Here is a 20199-nt window from a genome sequence, read left to right as displayed (position 1 = left end):
CGGGGGCGGGCGGGGGGTCAGTAGCCCGCGAAGGCGTCGGTCGTGAGGCTGCGAGCCTTCTGCAACGCGGGGGCGAGGTCGGCGATCAGCCGCGGCGGGCCCGAGATGAAGGCGTGGCGCGTGCCGAGGTCGGCGACCGTGCGCTCCAGGATCTCCGCATCCAGGCGCGCCCCCTGCGCCCAGGCCCAGTGCGCGGGCAGATCCGTGGGCTCGTCGCGGGTGAACACGATCGTGCGCACGCGGTCGCGGCGAGCTCGTCGCGGAACGCGAGTTCGGAGGCCTGGGACGCCACGTAGACGAGCACCACATCGCGTTGCTGCCCCGTGGCCCGCAGCTGACGCAACTGCGACACGAACGGCGTCACCCCGATGCCCGCCGCCACCATCAGCACCGGACTGTCTCCGCGCGGCAGGATGAAGTCGCCCCAGGTGCCGGTGACCGCGAAGGTCGCTCCGGGCTCTGCCTCGGCCAAGGCGCGCTTGTAGCTCGAGGGATGCTTCTGGTCACCGTTCTTGTACGCGATGCGCAGCGCCGGCAGATCAGCCGGGGCGGACACGATGCTGAACTCCCGCCGGGTTCCGCGGGCATCGGGACGGCGGTGCGGAACGTCGAGCTCGAGATACTGGCCGGGGAGGAAACGCACGCGCCCCTTCGCTCGGAAGGTGAGCTCCTGAGCGGTCGGGGTGACGAACGCACGACGCTCGAGCACCAGCCGCACCGAACCGCGGAGGGCGAAGACGAACGCCACGAGGTTGCCGATGAGCAGCGCGCGCTCCTGCCCGAGGGTGAAGAGACCAGCCACCGAGATCGGCCAGCCGGCGAGCACGCCCACGACGACGGCCACGACGAGCTGCTGGCGACGCCGAGGCGGGAGGGTCAGCGGCTCGGAGAGCATGAACGCACCGAGGAACAGGAAGGGCGACTGCAGCACGGCGAACTGCAGTGCGGTCCACAGTTCGAATCCGATGTCGAACTGCGTGGCCTGCACCGCCTGGCGCACCACGGAGATCGCCACCGCGACGAACAGGAAGACCAGCACCACACGCACCTTCTCGGTGCGCCACAGCACCGCGAGGCCCAGCACCGCCACGGGGATGGTCAGCACCGGCGTCCCCACCCACCACGACGAGGAGGTGCCCAACCACTCGAAGGCTCCGAAGGCCCCCAGGATCGAGACCACGGCCGCACCGAACGCAGCGGGGTTGAAGATGTGTCGGCCGCGCCACGCGATGAGGTACTTCGACACGCTCGCCACGGCTCCGGCGAGGGCGAGCCCCAGTAGGGCGCCCGGCGCGAGGCCGGGGCGGAGCACGAACAGCAGGATCAGGGCGGTGACGAGCGACGATTCGATACGCCACGGGAGGCGGAGGATGCGCTGAGCCACGGCGTCGACCGCGGAGATGACGACCGCCAGCACCAGGAAGGACGCCACCATCTCCCCCGGTGTCGGTGAGACGATGACCCCGAGCAGCGACAGCACGAAGGCCGTGACCGCGAGCGCGATGAGCGCGAAGAGCACGAGGCGGTACATCGACAGGGAACCCAGTACCGCGAGGACCCGTTGGCGTGCGGCGGCGAATGACGTGATCACGGTGTCCACTCTTCCCTAATTCGTCGCTGCAGGGCGCTTCTTCGCGGTGACGAGGAACAGCTCCGCCGGGCATCCGGGCGAGCGCTGCACCGTGCCGTCGGTGCTCATGCGGACCCATTCCACACCCCAGCCCGCGGCGAGTTCCGGGCCGCCGTCGAAGAAGAGCGCGGTGGCGACCGCATCCGCCGTCATCGCTTCCGCAGCCAGCGCCCAGGTCGCCGCCCAGGTGCGCACCGGGAGGCCCGTCCGGGCATCGAGGACATGGTGCAGCCCGCTCCCCCATGCCCGCCGGTTCACGGCCGAGGCACACAGCGCCTGGTCCTTCACCTCGACGACCCCGATCGCCTTCCGTGCGTCGTAGGGATGCTCCAGGCCGATCCGCACCCCCGCACCGCGGACCCGGATGTCGCCGCCGGCGTCGACCACCACATCGCCGGGCACGGTCGACAGGGTGCCCATCACGAGATCGACCAGGCGCCCCTTGCCGAGTGCCCCGACGTCGAGGAGCGCGGGGACGGATGCGGTGGCCGCGCCTGGCGTCCAGGTCACGTCTCGCTGCCAGTCACCCGGAGCGCGCACCGGATCGCCGGCCACGAGCGAATACCCGGCGTCGTACCCGAGCGCGCTGAGGCTGTCGGCCACGAGCGGGTTCACCGCGCCCCCGGTCGCCCGGGAGAGCTCCCCGTACGCCTCGAGCATCGGACCGGCATCGGCCGAGACGAGCGTTCCCCCCTCGCGCCCCAGCCGCATGACCTCCGAGTCGTCGCGGAAGCGGGACCACTCGCGGTCGAATTGTGCGATCACGGCCGAGACCTCGACGCGCTCGGCGTCCGGAAGCGGATCGCCGGTCTCGATCTCCCAGTGCGTTCCGATCGCCTCGAAGCGCCAGGTCGCCATGGGCGTCAGGCGCCTAGGCGGCCGCCTGCTCCTTGATCGACGCGACGGCCTCGTTGAACCCGCCACTGGTGAGCGAGGAACCGGCGACGCGACTCACGTTCAACTCGTCGAGCGCGACGCCCTCGACCTCGTCCGCGATTCCGGCGATGAACTGCCCCTGGTACTGCTCGGTCTCAGGCGCCTTCGGGTCACCCGTGACCTCGACGTCGGTCACGACGCCGTCCGCGAGGGTCAGGGTGACGGAGATCTGCTCGACCGTCTCGGGCGTCTGGTACGAACCGTCGGCCGTGTAGGTGCCATCGGCGTAGTCCCCCGTGGAATCGCCGCCGGAGGACGATGACGAACCGGTGTCGGCCGTCGCCCCACCGTCGGCCGGCGGCTCGGCGTCGGCAGTGCCGGAGCATCCGGCGAGGACGAAGAGCCCCGCGATCCCGAGGATCGCGGATCCCTTGCGGACAGAGGTCGGTACGGTCGTGCGGATCATGGTGTGGTCCTCCCGGCTCGGCGTCGGTCGACTCCGGTGGTCGACCCTTCGACCGTAAGCACCGTGGCTATGCGCGGGCTGTGCCACGACGATGCGTTACGCGTCGCCGCCGAACATGCTCGTCACCGAGCCGTCTTCGAAGACCTCGTGGATCGCGCGGGCGAGCAGCGGCGCGATCGGGAGGATCGTCAGCTTCTCCCACCGGCGCGACTCCGTGAGCGGGATCGTGTCGGTGATGACGACCTCGTCGATGGACGAGTCCTGCAAGCGCTCGGATGCCGGGTCGCTGAAGATCGCGTGGGTCGCCGCGACGATGACGCGGTGAGCGCCGTTCGCCTTGAGCGCCTGTGCGGCCTTGACGATCGTGCCGCCGGTGTCGATCATGTCGTCGACCAGGAGGCACGTGCGCCCCTCGACGGCACCGACGATCTCATGCACGGAGACCTGGTTGGCGACCTTGGGATCACGACGCTTGTGGATGATCGCGAGCGGGGCACCGAGACTGTCGGACCAGGTGTCTGCCACGCGCACACGCCCCATGTCCGGGGAGACGACGGTGAGGATCTCACGGTCCGCCGGCGACAGCGTGCGCTCGAAGTAGTCGAGGAGCACGGGCTTGGCGAACAGGTGGTCGACGGGACCGTCGAAGAAGCCCTGGATCTGCGCCGCGTGCAGGTCGACGCTCATGACACGGTCAGCGCCCGCGGTCTTCAGCAGGTCGGCGACGAGTCGGGCGCTGATCGGCTCACGGCCGCGGCCCTTCTTGTCCTGACGCGAATACGGATAGTACGGGGCGACGACGGTGATGCGCTTGGCCGACGCGCGCTTGGCCGCGTCGATCATGATCAGCGTCTCCATGAGCCACTCGTTGACCGGCTCGCCGAACGTCTGGATGAGGAAGAGATCCACTCCACGGATCGACACCTCGAAGCGGGCGTAGATCTCACCCGATGCGAACGTGCGGTGCTCGACCGGCGCGATCTCGGTGCCGAGCGCCTCGGCGACGGCTGCGGTGAGCTCGGGGTGCGAGCGGCCACCGGCGACGACGAGCCGCTTCTTGGTCTTGGCGATGATCCCCGGTGCCACGCCGTTGTCGCGATCCAGATCGACCGTCTTCTTCTTGCGCGCCATGTCCGCCTATTCCGCTGAATTCTCGCGGGACGCAGCATCCGCCGCGCCCGTCCCTGCTCTGTTCTTCTCGACCCAGCCCTCGATGTTGCGCTGGGGGGCGACGCTCATGGCCAGAGCGCCGGCGGGGACGTCCTTGCGGACGACGGCGCCTGCACCGGTCTTCGCACCGGCTCCCAGCCTAACGGGCGCCACGAGCACCGTGTGCGACCCGGTGTGCACCTCGTCGCCGATCTCGGTCCGGTGCTTGTTGACGTCATCGTAGTTGGCGGTGATCGTGCTCGCGCCGAGGTTCACGCCGCGTCCGATCGTGGCGTCGCCCACGTAGGAGAGATGGGGCACCTTGCTGCCTTCGCCGATCTCGGCGTTCTTGGTCTCGACGTACGCGCCGATCTTGCCCTTGGCGCCCAGGACCGTGCCGGGGCGGAGGAAGGAGAACGGGCCCACCGTCGCTTCGGCGCCGATCACCGCGAGCGTGGCGTCCGTACGGCGGACGACCGCATCCTCGCCGACCTCGCAGTCGACCAGAGTCGTGTCTGGACCGATGACCGCGCCGGAGGCGATCGCCGTAGCCCGCAGGATCTGGGTGTTCGGGAGGATCGTGACGTCGGGCGAGAGCGTCGCATCGTCATCGATCCAGGTCGTGGCCGGGTCGATCACGGTGACGCCTTCGAGCTGCCAGCGGCGCACGATGCGCTGATTGAGCAGACGGCCGACCTCGGCGAGCTGGGCACGATCGTTGACGCCGAAGGTGACGGAGATGTCGGAGACGACCGAGGCCGCCACCCGATCGCCGTCGCGGCGGAGCAGTCCGGGGACATCGGTCAGGTACATCTCGCCCTGGGCGTTGTCGACCCCGACCCGAGGGAGGTAGTCCCGCAGCGTCGCAGCGCGGAACACGTACATCCCGGCGTTGATCTCGCGGACGGCGGCCTCTTCGGCATTCGCGTCCTTCTGCTCCACGATGCGGTCGACTCCCCCGTCGGCATCGCGCACGACGCGGCCGTAGCCGGTCGGGTCATCGACCAGTGCGGTCATCAGCGTGGCCGGCGCACCGGAGGCCCGGTGCTCCGCCAGGAAGGCGGAGAGCGTCTCCGCATCCGCCAGCGGGCAGTCGCCGGAGAGGACGAGCACATCGCCGTCGAAGTCGGCGGGGAGAGCGTCGACGGCCACCTGCACAGCGCGTCCGGTGCCGGGGATGTCGTCCTGGTCGACGAACACCACACCGGGGTAGTCCTCGGTCAGGGCGGCGACGACCTGGTCGCGCTCGTGCCGCACGACGACCTCGACGTGCGCGGCCTGCAGCCGTCCGGCGGTGGTGAGCACGTGCCCGACGAGCGGGCGTCCGCTGATCGGATGCAGCACCTTCGGGAGGCGCGACTTCATTCGGGTGCCCTGGCCCGCGGCCAGGACGATGATGGCGAGGTTGTTCCCAGTCATGCTCCGCCGCCAGGACTCGAACCTAGACCTCACAGCTCCAAAGGCTGTCGTGCTGCCATTACACCACGGCGGACCGCGCCGTCCCGAGGACGCCACCGGTCAAGTCTGCCATGCTCCGGCCCCGGATCCGCTGACACGCCCCCCGTCATCCTTCCGAAACACCGCTCTGGGATGCTGGCGTCATGAGCATGTCGATCGAACGGGTGGTGGGTGCACGCCCCGACCTCGCCGAATTCCTGGTCGCCCATCACGCCGAGCTGGAGCACACCGCGCCGGCGGAGAGCCGCCATGCACTGGCGTTCGAGCGTCTGCTCGCCCCGGGCGTGCGCTTGTTCGCCGGGCGCCTCGACGGCCGCCCCATCGCCACCGGTGCTCTGGCGGCCGTCGAAGACGGGCACGAGGAGATCAAGTCGATGCGCACCGACCCCGCTCTGCGCGGACGCGGTCTCGGTCGCACCATGCTCGCGTTCCTCCTGGCTGACGCCGAGGCCCGCGGCATCCGCCGGGTCTCGCTCGAAACCGGGAGTGCGGAGTTCTTCGTGCCGGCGCGCGCGCTGTACGCCGCGGCCGGCTTCCGCGTGTGCGGGCCGTTCGGAACCTACGTGCTCGACCCGCACAGCACCTTCATGGCGGTCGACCTGCCCGCAGCGTCCGGGCTCACCTCTCCGCACGCGCGATAATGGGCGGATGAGCGAGGTGGATGAGGTCGACCGGATCGTCGGCGCGTGGAACACGCAACGGCCGGACCTCGACTTCTCCCCCCTTGAGGTCCTGTCGCGGATGGACCGGCTGTCGAAGCACCTGGACCGCGCACGGCGTGAGGTCTTCCGCCGCAGCGACCTCGAGCACTGGGAATGGGACGTGCTGTCCGCACTGCGCCGGGCTGGTGCCCCGTTCCAGCTCTCCCCCAAGCAGCTCCTGCAGCAGACGCTGGTGTCGAGCGGCACGATGACGAACCGGATCGACCGCCTGGTCGGGCGTCGCTTCGTTCGCCGGGAGGCCGACCCCGGGGACGGACGCAGCGTGCTGGTGACCCTCACCGACGACGGCCGGATCCGCGTGGATGCCGCCATCACGCGTCTCGTCGATGTGGAGGCCGATCTCCTGCAGGCTCTCTCCCGCTCGGACCGCGAGCGCCTCGCCGGACTCCTGCGCAAGCTGAGCCTGAGCTTCGACTCGTGACCGGAGGCCGCTGATGGGCATGCCCTCTCCCCTCCCCGTCCGCGACGGCGTGGGCGCGACGCGGCTGCACGTGCCGCTCACCGGCCCGTGGCCGACGGCTGCCGCCTATATGGTCGAGCGCTTCTTCCACCTCGACCCGGAGCGACTGCTCGAGCGTTTCGACCGCGGCGACATCGTGCGTGCCGACGGCTCTCCCGTCCCGCGTGATGCGCCGCTGGGCAGCGTCGAGTTCGTCTGGTACTACCGCGAGCCCGCCGTCGAGACACGGATCCCGTTCGAGATCGAGATCCTGCATCAGGACGACCATCTCGTCGTCGTCGACAAGCCGCATTTCCTGCCCACCACCCCCGGCGGGAAGTTCCTGCAGAATTCCGCGCTGGTCCGACTGCGCAACCTGCTCGACAACCCCGACCTGGCCCCCATCCATCGCCTCGATCGGGCCACAGCCGGGCTGCTGATGTTCGCGACACGTCCGGCGACGCGCGGCGCGTACCAGCTGCTGTTCGAGAACCGGCAGGTGCAGAAGGTGTACGAAGCCGTGTCCGCACGCCCTGCGAGCGGGACGCTCCCCTCGTTCCCCGTGGTCTACCGCAACAACATCGTGAAGGCGCGCGGTCAGGTGCGCGTGCAGGTCGACGACACGAAGGAGCCGAACTCCGAGACGCTCGTCGAGCTCATCGACAGCGACGAGCGCGTCGTGCACACCCTCCTCCGCCCGCACAGCGGCAAGATGCACCAGCTGCGTGTGCATCTCGCCGCCCTCGGCATCGGCATCCTGAACGATCGGTTCTACCCCGACCTTCTCGACGATCTGCCGGACGACTTCGAGCGTCCGCTGCAGCTGCTCGCGCGCGAACTGCGCTTCGTCGATCCGCTCACCGGCACGGAGCGGGTCTTCCGCACACGCCGCACGCTGCAGCACGCTCCCCGCACCGGTGCTCCCGTCAGCGACGCATGACCTTGCGCGCGAGCCGCGTGCCGAGCATCTGCACGAGGTGCACGAACACCACGATCAGGACGATCGCCACCCACATCACGACCGGTTCGAACTGCCGGAACCCGTAGATCTGGGCGAACGCGCCGAGACCGCCGCCGCCGATCAGTCCGGCCATCGCCGTCATGTCGATGAGCGCGACCAGGATGAACGTGTAGCCGAGGATCAGCGGGCCGAGCGACTCGGGGATCGCCACGGTGAAGAGGATGCGCCACGGACCGGCGCCCATCGAGCGGGCGGCTTCGATCACGCCGGGCGAGACCGAGACGAGGTGCTGCTCGACGATGCGGCCGATCGCGAAGGCGGCGGCGAGAGCGATCATGAACGCGCCGGCGGTGGTGCCGATCCCCGTGCCGACGACCGCACGGGCGAACGGCTGGGCGACCGCCACGAAGAGGACGAACGGGATCGGGCGGAAGAAGTTCACCCCGAGGTTGGCGATGAGCGCGACCGGCTTGTTCTGCGCGAGTCCGCCGGGGCGGGTGACGTAGAGGATGACGCCGATCGCCAGGCCGAGGATGCCACCGAGGACGAGCGCGAACGTCGTCATGTAGAGCGTTTCGAGCGCGGCCTTCCACAGCTCGGGCCACAGTTCGTTCAAGCGATCCATCAGCGGGCCTCCTCTCCGGCGATCTCGGTGACTTCGACGCGCTGCGCGATCTCGGCGAGGGTGCGATCGATCACGGCGTCGTCACCACGGATCGCGAGCGTGAGGTGTCCGAACGCGCGCCCGCGGATGTCGTTGATCCCTCCGTACACGAGCTCGAAGTCGAGCCCGGCACCGGCGAGATCGAGGAAGACCTGAGCCTGTGAGGAGTCGCCGTCACGGAACGAGAACGTGACCAGGCGCCCCTGATGCCGCTCGCGCAGGACGGAGCGCTCGGACGGCGAGGGCACGCCCTTCACCACCGTCCCGACGAACCGTTGCGACGCCGGGTTCTGCGGCGAGGAGAAGACGTCGAACACGTCGCCCTGTTCGATCACGCGGCCGTTCTCCATCACGGCCACCTTCGTCGCGATCGTCTGGATCACATCCATCTCGTGCGTGATGACGACGATCGTGACGCCCTGCTCCCTGTTGACCCGTTGGAGCAGGTCGAGCACCTCGTGAGTGGTCTGGGGGTCGAGAGCGCTGGTTGCCTCGTCGGCGAGCAGGATCGCGGGGCCCGTGGCGAGAGCGCGGGCGATGCCGACGCGCTGCTTCTGCCCGCCGGAGAGCTGCTCGGGGTAGGCCTTGGCCTTGTCGGCGAGGCCCACGAAGCGGAGCAGTTCGGCGACGCGCTTCTCGATGTCGGGCTTCGACCACCCGGCGAGCGTGAGCGGGTAGGCGATGTTGGCCTTGACCGTGCGCGAGGAGAACAGGTTGAACTGCTGGAAGATCATGCCGATCCCGCCGCGGACCGTGCGCAGCTGGCGCTCGGTGAGCGCGGTGATGTCGACGCCGTCCACCGTGATGGTGCCACTCGTGGCCGGTTCGAGCGCGTTGATCAGACGCACGAGCGTGGACTTGCCCGCCCCGGAATAGCCGATGATGCCGAAGACGTCGCCCTTCTCGATGGAGAGGGAGACGTCGTCCACGGCGACCACTTCGGCGCCCTCACGGCTGCGCGGCGGATAGGTCTTGGAGACGTTCGTCAGAGTGACGATCGACATGTGCTGCTCCGGTCCCGGTCCTACTTCTTGTCCGCGGCGTCCTGCTGAACCTTCTTCAGTGAGGCGACCAGATCCTCCACCGGCGTCTGCAGCGCCACCGCGGTGCCACCGGAGGAGTCGAGCAGACCCTTCTGCACGGCCTCGTTCGTCTGGAAGATCTCGACCAGCGTGCGGTACGTCTCGTTGTCGGCGTCTTCGGCGCGGGCCGCGAAGACGTTCACGTACGGAAGGGCACTGGCGTCTTCGGGGTCATCCTGCGCGATCGCGTCATCGAACGTGAGACCCGCGTCCTGCACGAAGTCGTTGTTGATGATCGCGGCGGCCACGTCCGGGAGCGAGGTCGGGATGAGCGCGGCCTCGAGCGCCGTGACCTCGACCTTCGACTTGCTGGTGTCGACGTCGGCGAGGTCCGAGTACGGTGTTCCACCGCTCTTGAGCTCGACGAGGCCGGCCTGCTGCAGCACGTTCAGCGCACGGGCCTGGTTGGAGGCGTCGTTCGGAACCGCGACCGTCTCCCCCTCGGGGATGCTGTCGACGTCGTCGTACTTCGTCGAGTACAGGCCGAGCGGGTAGATCGCGGTCGAGCCGATCGGGGTGAGGTCGGAGCCCGAGGCGTTGTTGTACTCGGCGAGGTAGACGATGTGCTGGAACTGGTTGAGGTCGATCTCCCCCTCGGTCAGCGCGGGGTTCGGCTGCTCGTAGGAACCGAAGTCGACCAGCTCGACTGTGATGCCCTCTTCAGCCGCGGCGTCGACGAACGCCGGCCACTGCTCGTCGCTCTTGCCGACGACACCGATCTTGACGACCTCGTTCCCGGACGATCCCTCGCCCCCGGAACCGGCGTCGGAAGACGCCGTGGCGCAGCCGGAGAGCGCGACGAAGAGCGGAACGGCGGCGAGCGCGGCGAGGATGGTGGTGGTGCGGCGAGACATGCGAGAGGAGTTCCTTCCTGGTGGGACTCGCCTACGTTAGACAGGCCTCCCCCCGCGCGCGGAATCGGTCTGTCACACGGCGTCACGAGCGGGTGCCGCCGGGCTCAGTCGAACTCCTCGATGCCCTGCAGCCGCACCTGCTCGAGGTCGAGGCGGGCGGAGATCCGGCGCACCACGACGTCATCGACGGTGCCGGCACCGCGGAGCCCCAACAGCACCTCGCGCTTCCGGTCGAGGAGGGCGAGCTTGAGCCGCGTGTGCTCCTCGTGCCGGACCAGCGGCGAGCGCTGTGCGATGTCGACGTCGGTCGAGGTCGCGATCATCTGCAGGACCGTGCCGTCGGGCGGGTCGGCCTGATCCACCCCGGTATCGGCGACGCTCGGAGGTGTGGCGGTGCCGGCACCCAGCGGGTCCGGCTCCCCCAGCATCTCGTCGAGGGCATCGGCTTCCGCATCCACCAGCGCCTGCTCCCGTGCCAGGGCGCGCGCATTCGCGAACTCGAGCATCTGATACCCCTCGGAGCGCACGCGGTCGCGCACCTCCTGCCCCACGCCGTGTTCGGCGGCGAGGTCGTCGAGAGCGGCCAGGGCAGCCCCGGAGATCGCGCGCTCGGCGAGCTCGTACTCCTCGTCCTCGACGTGGTCGGCTGGGAAGCGGGCCCAGCGCACGATCGCGGGCAGGAACGGGCCCTGGACGAGCAGGCTCAGCAGGATGACACCAGCGGTGACGAACACGATCTCATCGCGTCCGTTCAGAGCGCCGCCTTCGGTGATGCTCGCTGGCACGGACAGGGCGATGGCGAGAGACACCGCCCCGCGCATCCCCGCCAGAGTGGACACGACCCGCGCCCGAGATCGTGCGCCCCTCGCGGGTCGAGGATCGGTCCGCCGCTGGAACGGCACGTTCAGCAGCTGGAAGAGGTATCGCACGACCAGGAGCGTCGCCCAGACCGCGAGCGTGATGAGCACGAGGCGGCCGATCGCCGCAGCCGAGATCTCATGCACGACGTATTGCACTTCGAGTCCGATCAGGACGAACAGCGCACCGTTGAGCAGGAAGACTCCGAACGGCCAGGCCGCATCAGCCTGGCGACGGGAGGAGGCGGTCGTCACCCGCGGCGACACGTAGGCGACGATGAGTCCGGCGACGACGACCGCGAGCACACCCGAGGCGTGCACCGTCTCGGCGAGGAGGAACGCCGTGAACGGGATCAGCAGCAGCGCGACGTTGATCACGATCGTCGAGGCCGTGCGGCGCAGCAACAGGTAGCCGAGAGCGGCGACCACGGTACCGGCCGCGATCCCCCCGACATACGAGATCAGCAGATCGACGGTCACCGACAGCGGCGTGATCTGACCGCCGAGAGCAAGCGACACCGCGATCGCGTAGAGCACCAGAGCCGTGCCGTCGTTGGTCAGGCTCTCCGCTTTGAGCTTCATGAACATGCGTCGCGGGAGGAGGCGCCCGAGGGCGGCGACGGCCGTGGCGTCGGGCGGAGCGACGGCGGCGCCCAGGATGAGCGCGATCTCCCACGGCATCCCGAACAGCACACCGATGCCGGCCACGGCGAAGGCCGAGGCGACGACCAGCACGGTGCTCATCGGCAGGATGTAGCGGAAGTCGCGGCGGATCGACCGCAATGAGGTCGTCAGGCTCTCCCAGAACAGCATCACCGGGAGGAACAGCAGGAGCACCGTCTCCGGCGGCAGCTGCACCTCGCGCAGCGGTGGCACGAAGCCGAGGAGCAGCCCGAAGATGACCAGGACGAGGGGCAGCGCGAGACGCACGCGCGGGGCGATCAGGGTTCCGACGAGAATCGTGAGTCCGAGCAGGACCGTTACTTCGAGGCCTTCCATCCCTACCTCCCAACAGCGGTGAGAGAAGGATATTCCTCGCTCAGCGGTGCGACCAGCGCGGGACGACGAGCGGGCTCCCCGACTCCGGGTCCCGGATCACCCTGGCGTCGAGACCGAACACGTCCGCGACGAACGACTCGGTGATCACTTCGAGCGGCTGACCGGTCGCCACCACGGCGCCGTCTTTCATGGCGATGATGTGGTCGGCGTAGCGTGCGGCCTGATTCAAGTCGTGCAGCACCGCGACGAGCGTGTTGCCGTTGTCGCGGTTCAGAGAAAGACACAGCTCGAGCAGTTCGACCTGATGGCTGAGGTCGAGGTAGGTGGTGGGCTCGTCGAGGAGCAGGATGGGGGTCTGCTGTGCCAGAGCCACCGCCATCCACACACGCTGGCGTTGTCCGCCCGAGAGCTCGTCCACTAATCGACCCGAAAGATGCCGGACACCGGTGGCGTCCATCGCCCCTGCAACGGCTTCCTCGTCCTCGGTCGACCACGGCGAGAACAGACGTTGATGCGGGTAGCGACCGCGCGAGACGAGGTCGATGACCCGGATGCCATCGGGCGCCGCCGGTCCCTGCGGGAGCAGTCCGACCTCGCGGGCGACGTGCTTGGTCGGCAGGCGGTGCAGGCTTTCACCGTCCAGGAGCACGCTGCCCTTCGTCGGCTGCAGCAGACGGGAGAGACTCTTCAACAGTGTGGACTTGCCACACGCGTTCGGTCCCACGATGACCGTGAATGCACCGTCCGGGATCGCCACGGATACGTCTTCGCAGACGATCCGGTCCGCGTAGCCGAGCGCGGCCTCCTCGACAGTCAGACGGGTCATCTTCTCTTTCCCTCTCTCAGGAGCAGCCACAGGAAGTACAGCCCGCCGATCGACACGGTCACGATCCCGACGGGTAGCGGTGAGTCCGGATGGATTCGCTGGGCGACCACGTCGGCGAGCAGGAGGAGGAGCGCTCCGACCGCGGCCGTCGGTGCGAGCGCCAGTCCGTCGGAGCGCACGATGCGGCGCGCGATCTGCGGAGCTGCGAGCGCGATGAACGAGATCGGCCCCACCGTCGCAGTGGCGAGCGCGGTCAACCCGACTCCGACCACGATCGCGCTCACCTGCACGATCCGGACGTTCTGTCCCAGCGCTGTCGCGAACGGCACACCGAGCTGCATGAGACGCATGGGGCGACTGAGGGCGAGGGCACCGACGAGGAAGGCCATGGAGCCGGCGGCCGTCACGGCGACCGCCGACCAGGAGACTCCGGAAAGGTTGCCCGCACCCCAGAGCCCGGCCATGATCGCGTCTTCTACCGTCGCACTCAGCAGGATCCAGACGTTCACGGATGAGAGCATGGCGCTCACCCCGATCCCGACGATGATCAGGCGGACCCCGCGCACCTCCCCCCGTCTCGACGAGAGGAAGAACACGATGAATGCCGTCGCCACGCCGCCGGTCAGCGCACCGCCCATGGTCGCCGCCGAGCCGCCGCCGAGGATCAGCATCACGATGAGCGCGCCCGTGTAGGAGCCCGTCTGGAACCCGATGACATCGGGAGAACCCAGCGGATTGCCCGTGAGGTTCTGGAAGATCGCGCCGCTCATCGCCAAACAGATGCCGAGCAGGATCGCCATGAGGATGCGCGGTGCCCGCCATTCGAGCACCACCATCGTCGTGTAGTCGTCCCCCCGCCCGAGCAAGGCGGCGATGGCCTCGGGGAACGATATCTGCGCGGATCCGGAGAACACCGCGAACACGGCGAGCGCAGCTGTGACGATCCAGAGCCCCGTGCACACGCGTACGGAGCGGGCGTCCACCAGCATCAGCGGCCGCCCGGGAAGGCCGAGGCGATGCATGCGTCGGCCGAAGTCGAGATGGGTCATCGTTCAGACCTCCGAGACCCGGAAGCGCCGTACCATCCAGATGAGGACGGGTGCCCCGATGAATGCCGTGACGACGCCCACCGGCACCTCGCCTGGCGTGATGACGCGTCCCAGCACATCGGCGAAGCCCAGCACCGCCGGCGCGATGAGCACCGAGTACGCCATGATCCATCCCTGATGCGGCCCGACGATCATCCGGGAAACGTGCGGCGCGAGCAGCCCGAGAAAACCGATCGGCCCAGCGGCGGCCGTCGCTCCACCCGCGAGCAGGGCGATCGCGATCAGCGTGACGACACGGACGCGGTTCGGGTGCGCACCCATCGCGATTGCGGAGGCCTCGCCGAGCGACAGCACGTCCAGCGCTCTCGAGCTGAGCAGCGCGATCACCAATCCGAGCACCACGAACGGTGCGATGGCGAGAGTCGCGTCGAGAGGCTGCGACGCGGTGGTTCCGGCTGACCAGCCGCGCATGCGTTCGAGCACCTCGGAGTTGGACAACAGCACGGCAGAGCTGAAGCCGGACAGCACCGCCCCGAGTGCGACTCCCGAAAGCGTCATCCGTACCGGATTCCCCCTTGCCGCCCCGGTGTTCCCGATCACGAACACCAGAACGGAGGTCAGCATCGCCCCCGCGAAGGACCACCACATGTAGTGCGAGATATCGGTCACAGCGAAGAACGCCAGCCCCGCCACGACCGCAAGCGAGGCACCCGCGTTGACCCCGAGGATGCCGGGATCGGTCATCGGGTTACGCGTGACCGCCTGCATGAGCGCGCCGGCGACTCCGAGCGCCGCCCCTGCGACCAGGATCAGGACGGTGCGGGGAATGCGGGAGAACCGGACGGCTTGCGAGACCGCGTCGTCGGGATCAGGGTGAAGCGTGAACTGCAGCACATCTGCGGGTGGGATGGCACGAGAGCCCACCAGCATGCTCGCGGCGAGCGCCAGGAGGCACAGCAACGCGAGCGGGATGAGCCCGATCCAGCGACGGGGAGCGCGCGTGCGCTCCCCGTCGCTGAGCGCCTCTGCGAGAGGGACCTTCGATGTCAAGAGGTCAGGCGACCTTGCGGGATGCCGAGACGAGGTCGGCGACATCGCTCAGCCATGCCGCGTACGTCGAAGCCGTCATCGCCCCCTTGGAGCTCCACGCTCCGAGCTGGTCCGCCCGCACGGCCGGAAGCGCATCCCACAGATCGGCGGAGAAGGAGAAGTCGTCGCTGTACCCTTCGACGAGCAGCACATCGGCCGGGTAGCTGGACGCATCCTCCCAGGCGACCTGCCCCCACGGGTTGCCGTTCTCCGGAGCGTCCGCGCCGACGATCGTCGCACCGAGTCCTTCGAGCAGATCGGCCTGCGCGAAGCCGACGCCCGTGTAGAGCATCTCTTTCGCGGGGCTGGTGAGCATGAGGGTGAGGCCGCTGTCGGCGATCGCCGTGCGGAACGCCTCCTTTGCGGTCTCGAGATCCTCATCGGACTGGACGATCGCTTCGGAGGCCACGTCGCCGCCGAAGAACGCCGCGATCTCGCGGGTGTCGGCGATGCGTCCGTCGATCGTGTCGCCGCCGGGCAGTGCGACGAACGGGGCGACACGGGTGATCTGCGCGTTCACGTCCTCGTCGAACCACGCCCAGCCTTCGGCGTGGCCCTGGCCGACGATCGCGTCGGGCCGCAGTTCGGCGAGCTTCTCGACATCGATCTCGCCGTCCTTGCCGACGACCTCGATGCCGCTGATGTCGGCGTCTCCCATGACGAAGGGGTTGTCGCACTCGTAGCCGAAGAGCGCGACCGGCTCGATGCCGTACTCGTGCAGGGAGCTGTAGGCGTAGCAATCCATCACGATGTTCTCGGGCTGTGCATCGAACTCGATCTCGAGGTCGGCGATGGACGGGTGCACCAGCGTGACGGCGTCGCCGCCGTCTCCCACCGATTGCCCTGAAGCGTCGGCGGATGCACACGAGGCGAGCAGCAGCGCGGAGGCGGAGACGAGTGCGGCGAGGACGAGGGGGCGATTCACGGCATGACCTTTTTCTGTCGTCGAACGGGACGCCCCCGAGACTAACGACATTTTAGTTAGGGTAGGTAATCCTAACTATGGGTCGGCGTGTTCCTCAGCCGATCTCCTCCGTCAGTTCGAACCAGCGCAGCTCCAGCTCCTCGATCTCGGCCTGCTGCTCGCTGATCTTCTTCATCCGCTCGCCGAGGCCCTCGTAGTCGGACTGGTCGTGGTCGGCCAGCGCGGTCTTGGCGGCGTTGACCTGCTGCGTGAGCTTCTGGATGCGCCGCTCGAGGGCCGACACCTCCTTCTGCGCCGTGCGCAGGGCCGCGCCGTCGAGACCTTTGGAGGTGGCGGCGGTCGTCGCGGTCGCTGCGGCCGTGGCGGTCTGCTTCGGTCCGGTCGAAGACTGCAGGTGGCGCAGCCGCAGGTACTCGTCGACCCCGCCGGGCAGGTGCCGCAGATGCCCGTCCAGGATCGCGTACTGCTGGTCGGTGACGCGTTCCAGGAAGTAGCGGTCGTGGCTCACCACCAGGAGCGTGCCCGACCAGGAGTCGAGGAGGTCCTCGATCGCGGCGAGCATGTCGGTATCGAGGTCGTTGGTCGGCTCGTCGAGGATCAACACGTTCGGCTGGTCGAGCAGCACGAGCAGGAGCTGCAGGCGGCGCTGCTGTCCACCCGAGAGGTCCTTGACCGGGGTGGAGAGCTGCGCCGAATCGAACCCGAGCCGTTCGAGCAGCTGACCGGGAGTGAGATCCTGCGCCTTGGACCCCGCCCCCATCGTGTAGGAGGTGCGCAGACCGGAGATGATCACCCGCACCGGGTCTTTCCAGTGCTGGGTGAGCTCGTCGAGGCGCTGGGTGAGGGTCTGCACCTTCACGGTCTTGCCGCGCTTGACCCGACCGACGGTCGGTTCGACCGTGCCGGAGATGAGCCCGAGGAGGGTGGACTTGCCCGCGCCGTTGACACCGAGGATGCCGGTACGCTCCCCCGGTGCGATGCGCCACTCGACGTCGCGCAGCACGACCTTCTCGCCGCCGTCCGCCGTCGGGTAGGTCACCCCGACGTCCAGCAGATCGACCACGTCCTTGCCGAGGCGCGAGACCGCGAGGGACTGCAGCGACACCTTGTCGCGGATCTCCGGTACGTCGGCGATCAGCTCGTTGGCCGCGTCGATGCGGAACTTCGGCTTGGCCGTGCGGGCGGGAGCGCCGCGACGGAGCCAGGCGAGCTCCTTCTTGGCGAGGTTCTGGCGCTTCGCCTCGGTCGCCGCCGCCATGCGGTCGCGTTCGACGCGCTGCAGGATGTACGCCGCGTAGCCGCCCTCGAAGGGCTCGACGATCCGGTCGTGCACCTCCCAGGTCTCGGTGCTGATCTCGTCGAGGAACCACCGGTCGTGCGTCACGACCATGAGGGCCCCGGCGTTCGGCGACCAGCGCTTCTTGAGATGCCCCGCGAGCCAGGTGATGGCCTCGACGTCGAGGTGGTTGGTCGGCTCGTCCAGCGCGATGACGTCCCAGTCTCCGGTGAGGAGCTTGGCGAGCGACACCCGGCGCCGCTGACCACCGCTGAGGGAGCCGATCTCCGCATCCCAGGGCAGGTCGGTGAGCAGTCCTTCGATGACGTCGCGGATCCGCGCGTCGCCGGCCCACTCGTACTCCGGGGTGTCCCCGACCACAGCGGCGCTGATGGTGAGGTCGTCGGGGAGGGTGTCCGCCTGATCGAGCACACCGATACGCGTGCCGCCGCGCACCGTGACGCGGCCCGAGTTCGGTTCCTTGATCCCCGCGAGCATGCCGAGAAGGCTCGACTTGCCGTCGCCGTTGCGGCCGACGATGCCGATGCGATCACCCTCTTCGATGCCGAGGGTCACGGAGTCGAAGACGACCCTGGTCGGGTATTCGAGATGCAGGGCTTCAGCCCCGAGAAGATGTGCCATGTTCCTTCCAGGGTAGTCGCGCGCGGTCGGCGTGTTCTCCGACCAGCTCCTCGCGATCTAAGATCGACGGGTGCCGAAGAGTCGCCGGGTGTTCTCCCTTCTGCTCGAGGATCGCAAGGCGAAGCTGGTGCAGTCGAGAAGGCGGCCCGGTCGCTACGAACTCAGCGTCGACGGAATCCCGCAGTCCGTCGTCTCGATGACCGACCCCACCGATCTCGAATACGACTACACCCAGCACATCGCCAGAGTGATGGATGCTGCCGCTGAGCCCGGTGCGCCGCTGTTCACCGTGCACCTGGGAGCCGGTGCCCTCACGCTGGCACGCTACGTCGAGGCCACGCGCGCCGGATCGCCGCAGCTCGTGGTCGAGTTCGAGCCCACCCTCTACGAGGCGGTGATCGCCGCGCTGCCGCTGTCTCCGGGCACCGATCTGCGCGTCATCTTCGGTGATGCGCGCGCGGTCGCGGACGCGGAGCTTGCCGGCGAGTGGATGGGTGCGCGGTTCACGGTCGTCGATCTCTGGGATGCCGCCGTCATCCGGCATCGCGTGGCCAGCCAGGAGTTCTATCGCCGCGTCGCCGCGCGCTCCGCCGCGGCGGGAGTCGTGGCGGTCAACCTGCTCGACGGACACCCCTTCGAGTACTCACGGCGACAGGCGGCCACCCTGCGCACGGTGTTCGACCATGTCGCGGTCGTCCTGGACGCAGAACCGAACGATGACGAAGGGCCGCTCGGCAACGTCGTCGTCTTCGCGAGCGATGAGCCGCTCGCCGTCGCGACGAACCCCGACCTCCTCGGCGTGCCGCACCCTCATACGCTCCACGGCGACGCACTGACCTCGTGGATCGCCGGCGCGCGCATCATGACCGATGCGGACGGCACCGACTCCCCCGACCCCGACGATCCGATCTGGGACTAGCGCCGCCCGTTGATCGCGTTCGTCACCGTTTCGTGACCCCGGAGACGTGAGTTTCGATCGAATCCATCTTCGAATATCGGTGGTCGGTGATGGACTGAAGTCATGACCGCACTGCTCGACGCGACCGATTCCCAGATGGCGATGCTCGCCGATCTGGTCGCGTCGCTCGAGGCCGCGGAGAGCACTCTGAGCAGCATGCAGGCGGCCCGCGACGGCATGCTCGCGATGGCCGGACGCCTGGCCGTCGACATCGCCCGCGGCGCCGCCCACCCCGATCACGGAGACATGGCGATCCGCACGGTCGCTGCCGAGATCGGCGCTGCGCAGCACCTGAGCGACCGCACGATCGAGCGCAAGATGGCCGAGGCCTCGTGGCTCGTCGACCGATTCCCGGCGGTATGGGAGGCGCAGGGCGAAGGGCGCATCAGTGCCGCGCACTCCCGGGTCATCGTCGAGGCGGGCGCGCATCTCGACGAGGCTGCGGATCGCGCCTCCTACGCCGCGGAGGCCGTGGAGGCTGCCGTGACGGAATCCCCGAATCGGCTTCGGCGGATCGTGCGGCGTCTTGCCGAGCGGTTCCAGGAGCGCAGTCTCACCGAGCGGCATCGCGATGCCCGCGAGCTGCGCCGCGTGTGGGTGAAGGACCTCGACGATGGGATGGCCGAGCTGGGGGCGCGCGGACCCGCGGTCCTCCTGCACGGCATGCTCGACCGGCTGTCGCAGATGGCGCATGCGGTGAAGGAGGAGAACGCGCGAGCGGCACAGGATGCTTCGGTCGCCGGACTCCCCGCCGACGACCGCACGGTCGATCAGTTGCGCGCCGATCTGCTCGCCGACCTCGTTCTCACAGGATCCCCCGCGGGCCGTGACACGGCGGACAGCCTGCTGGGCGAGGTCCGCGCCCGCGTCGAGGTCACGGTGCCGGTGCTCACTCTGATGGACGATGACGCTCCGACGACCTCATCACCGGCCGAGCTCGACGGAACGATCCCCATCGACGTCACGACCGCTCGCACGCTGGCAGGTTCCGCGACCAGCTGGGACCGCGTGCTGACGCATCCGATCTCCGGCGAACTGCTCGCTGTCGACCGCTACCGCCCGAGTGAACATCTCCGGCGGCATCTCCGCGCGCGGGACCAGCGGTGCCGGTTTCCCGGATGCGGCATCACGGCGCGCAAGTGCGACCTCGACCACAATCATGCGGCCTCGACCGGAGGGGCGACCGCCCACGGAAACCTTGCCGCCTTGAGGCTGTCGCGTGAATCGGCATCTTCTCCGGAGCGGCGTGCGTGAGTTTATGCCTGATCAGGGGATGA

18 protein-coding genes, 1 tRNA gene and 1 pseudogene are annotated in these 20199 nt (G+C 68.7%); 5 read left to right on the top strand and 15 right to left on the bottom strand.

The genetic code is table 11. The features are described from left to right. Positions 1-17 precede the first annotated feature (17 nt). From L978_RS00445 to L978_RS00420, 6 genes and pseudogenes are all read right to left on the bottom strand, one after another. Positions 18-1591 (bottom strand): annotated as a pseudogene (locus L978_RS00445) (flavodoxin reductase). A gap of 15 nt (positions 1592-1606) precedes the next feature. Continuing rightward, the gene (locus tag L978_RS00440; RefSeq protein WP_047519213.1) at positions 1607-2488 is read right to left on the bottom strand and encodes an FAD:protein FMN transferase; all 882 of its coding nucleotides are present in this window, start codon (positions 2486-2488) and stop codon (positions 1607-1609) included. A 13-nt stretch (positions 2489-2501) separates the two neighbouring features. Further along, entirely contained in the window at positions 2502-2972 is a 471-nt protein-coding gene (locus tag L978_RS00435; protein ID WP_047519211.1) for an FMN-binding protein, read from the bottom strand. Positions 2973-3068: 96 nt separating this feature from the next. Beyond that, positions 3069-4103 carry a ribose-phosphate diphosphokinase gene (locus L978_RS00430; protein ID WP_047519209.1) on the bottom strand — a complete coding sequence of 345 codons (1035 nt, stop codon included), beginning with the start codon at positions 4101-4103 and terminating at the stop codon, positions 3069-3071. A gap of 6 nt (positions 4104-4109) precedes the next feature. Then, positions 4110-5540, bottom strand: coding sequence for a bifunctional UDP-N-acetylglucosamine diphosphorylase/glucosamine-1-phosphate N-acetyltransferase GlmU (gene glmU / locus L978_RS00425; protein WP_047519207.1), 1431 nt, complete (start codon positions 5538-5540; stop codon positions 4110-4112). A gap of 1 nt (position 5541) precedes the next feature. Next, positions 5542-5613 (bottom strand) — tRNA-Gln (locus L978_RS00420). A gap of 109 nt (positions 5614-5722) precedes the next feature. Here L978_RS00420 and L978_RS00415 point away from each other — a divergent pair. The 3 genes from L978_RS00415 to L978_RS00405 are packed head-to-tail and all read left to right on the top strand — an operon-like array spanning position 5723 to position 7680. Then, positions 5723-6220, top strand: a complete 498-nt coding sequence (locus L978_RS00415; RefSeq protein ID WP_047519205.1) for a GNAT family N-acetyltransferase — start codon at positions 5723-5725, stop codon at positions 6218-6220. A 7-nt stretch (positions 6221-6227) separates the two neighbouring features. Next, positions 6228-6722 (top strand): MarR family winged helix-turn-helix transcriptional regulator, encoded by a 495-nt coding sequence (locus L978_RS00410; protein WP_047519203.1) that lies wholly within the window; start codon positions 6228-6230, stop codon positions 6720-6722. Positions 6723-6741: 19 nt separating this feature from the next. Further along, complete coding sequence (locus L978_RS00405) at positions 6742-7680, top strand: pseudouridine synthase (protein WP_197055597.1); 939 nt, start codon at positions 6742-6744, stop codon at positions 7678-7680. On the opposite strand, the gene L978_RS00400 is transcribed toward L978_RS00405, so the two are convergent. From L978_RS00400 to L978_RS00360, 9 genes are all read right to left on the bottom strand, one after another. Then, a complete protein-coding gene (locus L978_RS00400) occupies positions 7667-8326 on the bottom strand; it encodes a methionine ABC transporter permease (protein ID WP_047519195.1) in 660 nt (219 codons plus the stop codon). The genes L978_RS00405 and L978_RS00400 overlap by 14 nt on opposite strands. Continuing rightward, the gene (locus L978_RS00395; protein WP_047519192.1) at positions 8326-9369 is read right to left on the bottom strand and encodes a methionine ABC transporter ATP-binding protein; all 1044 of its coding nucleotides are present in this window, start codon (positions 9367-9369) and stop codon (positions 8326-8328) included. Before L978_RS00395 ends, L978_RS00400 begins: the two co-directional genes overlap by 1 nt. 20 nt (positions 9370-9389) lie before the next feature. Next, a complete protein-coding gene (locus L978_RS00390; protein ID WP_047519190.1) occupies positions 9390-10301 on the bottom strand; it encodes a MetQ/NlpA family ABC transporter substrate-binding protein in 912 nt (303 codons plus the stop codon). 104 nt (positions 10302-10405) lie between these two features. Further along, entirely contained in the window at positions 10406-12157 is a 1752-nt protein-coding gene (locus tag L978_RS00385) for a Na+/H+ antiporter (protein ID WP_047519186.1), read from the bottom strand. 40 nt (positions 12158-12197) lie between these two features. Further along, complete coding sequence (locus L978_RS18665; RefSeq protein ID WP_047519184.1) at positions 12198-12983, bottom strand: ABC transporter ATP-binding protein; 786 nt, start codon at positions 12981-12983, stop codon at positions 12198-12200. Beyond that, entirely contained in the window at positions 12980-14032 is a 1053-nt protein-coding gene (locus L978_RS18660; RefSeq protein WP_047519182.1) for a FecCD family ABC transporter permease, read from the bottom strand. The genes L978_RS18665 and L978_RS18660 overlap by 4 nt, the downstream gene beginning before the upstream one ends. Before the next feature lie 3 nt (positions 14033-14035). Next, positions 14036-15082: an iron chelate uptake ABC transporter family permease subunit gene (locus L978_RS00370; RefSeq protein ID WP_197055596.1), complete on the bottom strand. Its 1047-nt coding sequence runs from the start codon at positions 15080-15082 to the stop codon at positions 14036-14038. Positions 15083-15086: 4 nt separating this feature from the next. Further along, positions 15087-16046, bottom strand: a complete 960-nt coding sequence (locus tag L978_RS00365; protein ID WP_047519180.1) for an ABC transporter substrate-binding protein — start codon at positions 16044-16046, stop codon at positions 15087-15089. A 94-nt stretch (positions 16047-16140) separates the two neighbouring features. Then, on the bottom strand, positions 16141-17964 hold the full coding sequence (locus L978_RS00360; RefSeq protein ID WP_047519178.1) for an ABC-F family ATP-binding cassette domain-containing protein: 1824 nt from the start codon (positions 17962-17964) through the stop codon (positions 16141-16143). Positions 17965-18034: 70 nt separating this feature from the next. Between L978_RS00360 and L978_RS00355 the strand changes: the two genes are divergently transcribed. Together L978_RS00355 and L978_RS00350 are read left to right on the top strand one after the other, a co-directional pair. Further along, entirely contained in the window at positions 18035-18883 is an 849-nt protein-coding gene (locus L978_RS00355; RefSeq protein WP_156118196.1) for a spermidine synthase, read from the top strand. Between the two features lie 102 nt (positions 18884-18985). Further along, positions 18986-20176 (top strand): HNH endonuclease signature motif containing protein, encoded by a 1191-nt coding sequence (locus tag L978_RS00350; RefSeq protein ID WP_052193228.1) that lies wholly within the window; start codon positions 18986-18988, stop codon positions 20174-20176. Positions 20177-20199: the final 23 nt, after the last annotated feature.

The sequence above is a fragment of the Microbacterium sp. ZOR0019 genome, from assembly GCF_000800925.1.
Lineage (GTDB): Bacteria > Actinomycetota > Actinomycetes > Actinomycetales > Microbacteriaceae > Microbacterium > Microbacterium aurugineum.
The sequence above is the reverse complement of the archived record's forward strand: the minus strand, read 5'-3'. Positions and strand labels throughout refer to the sequence as shown.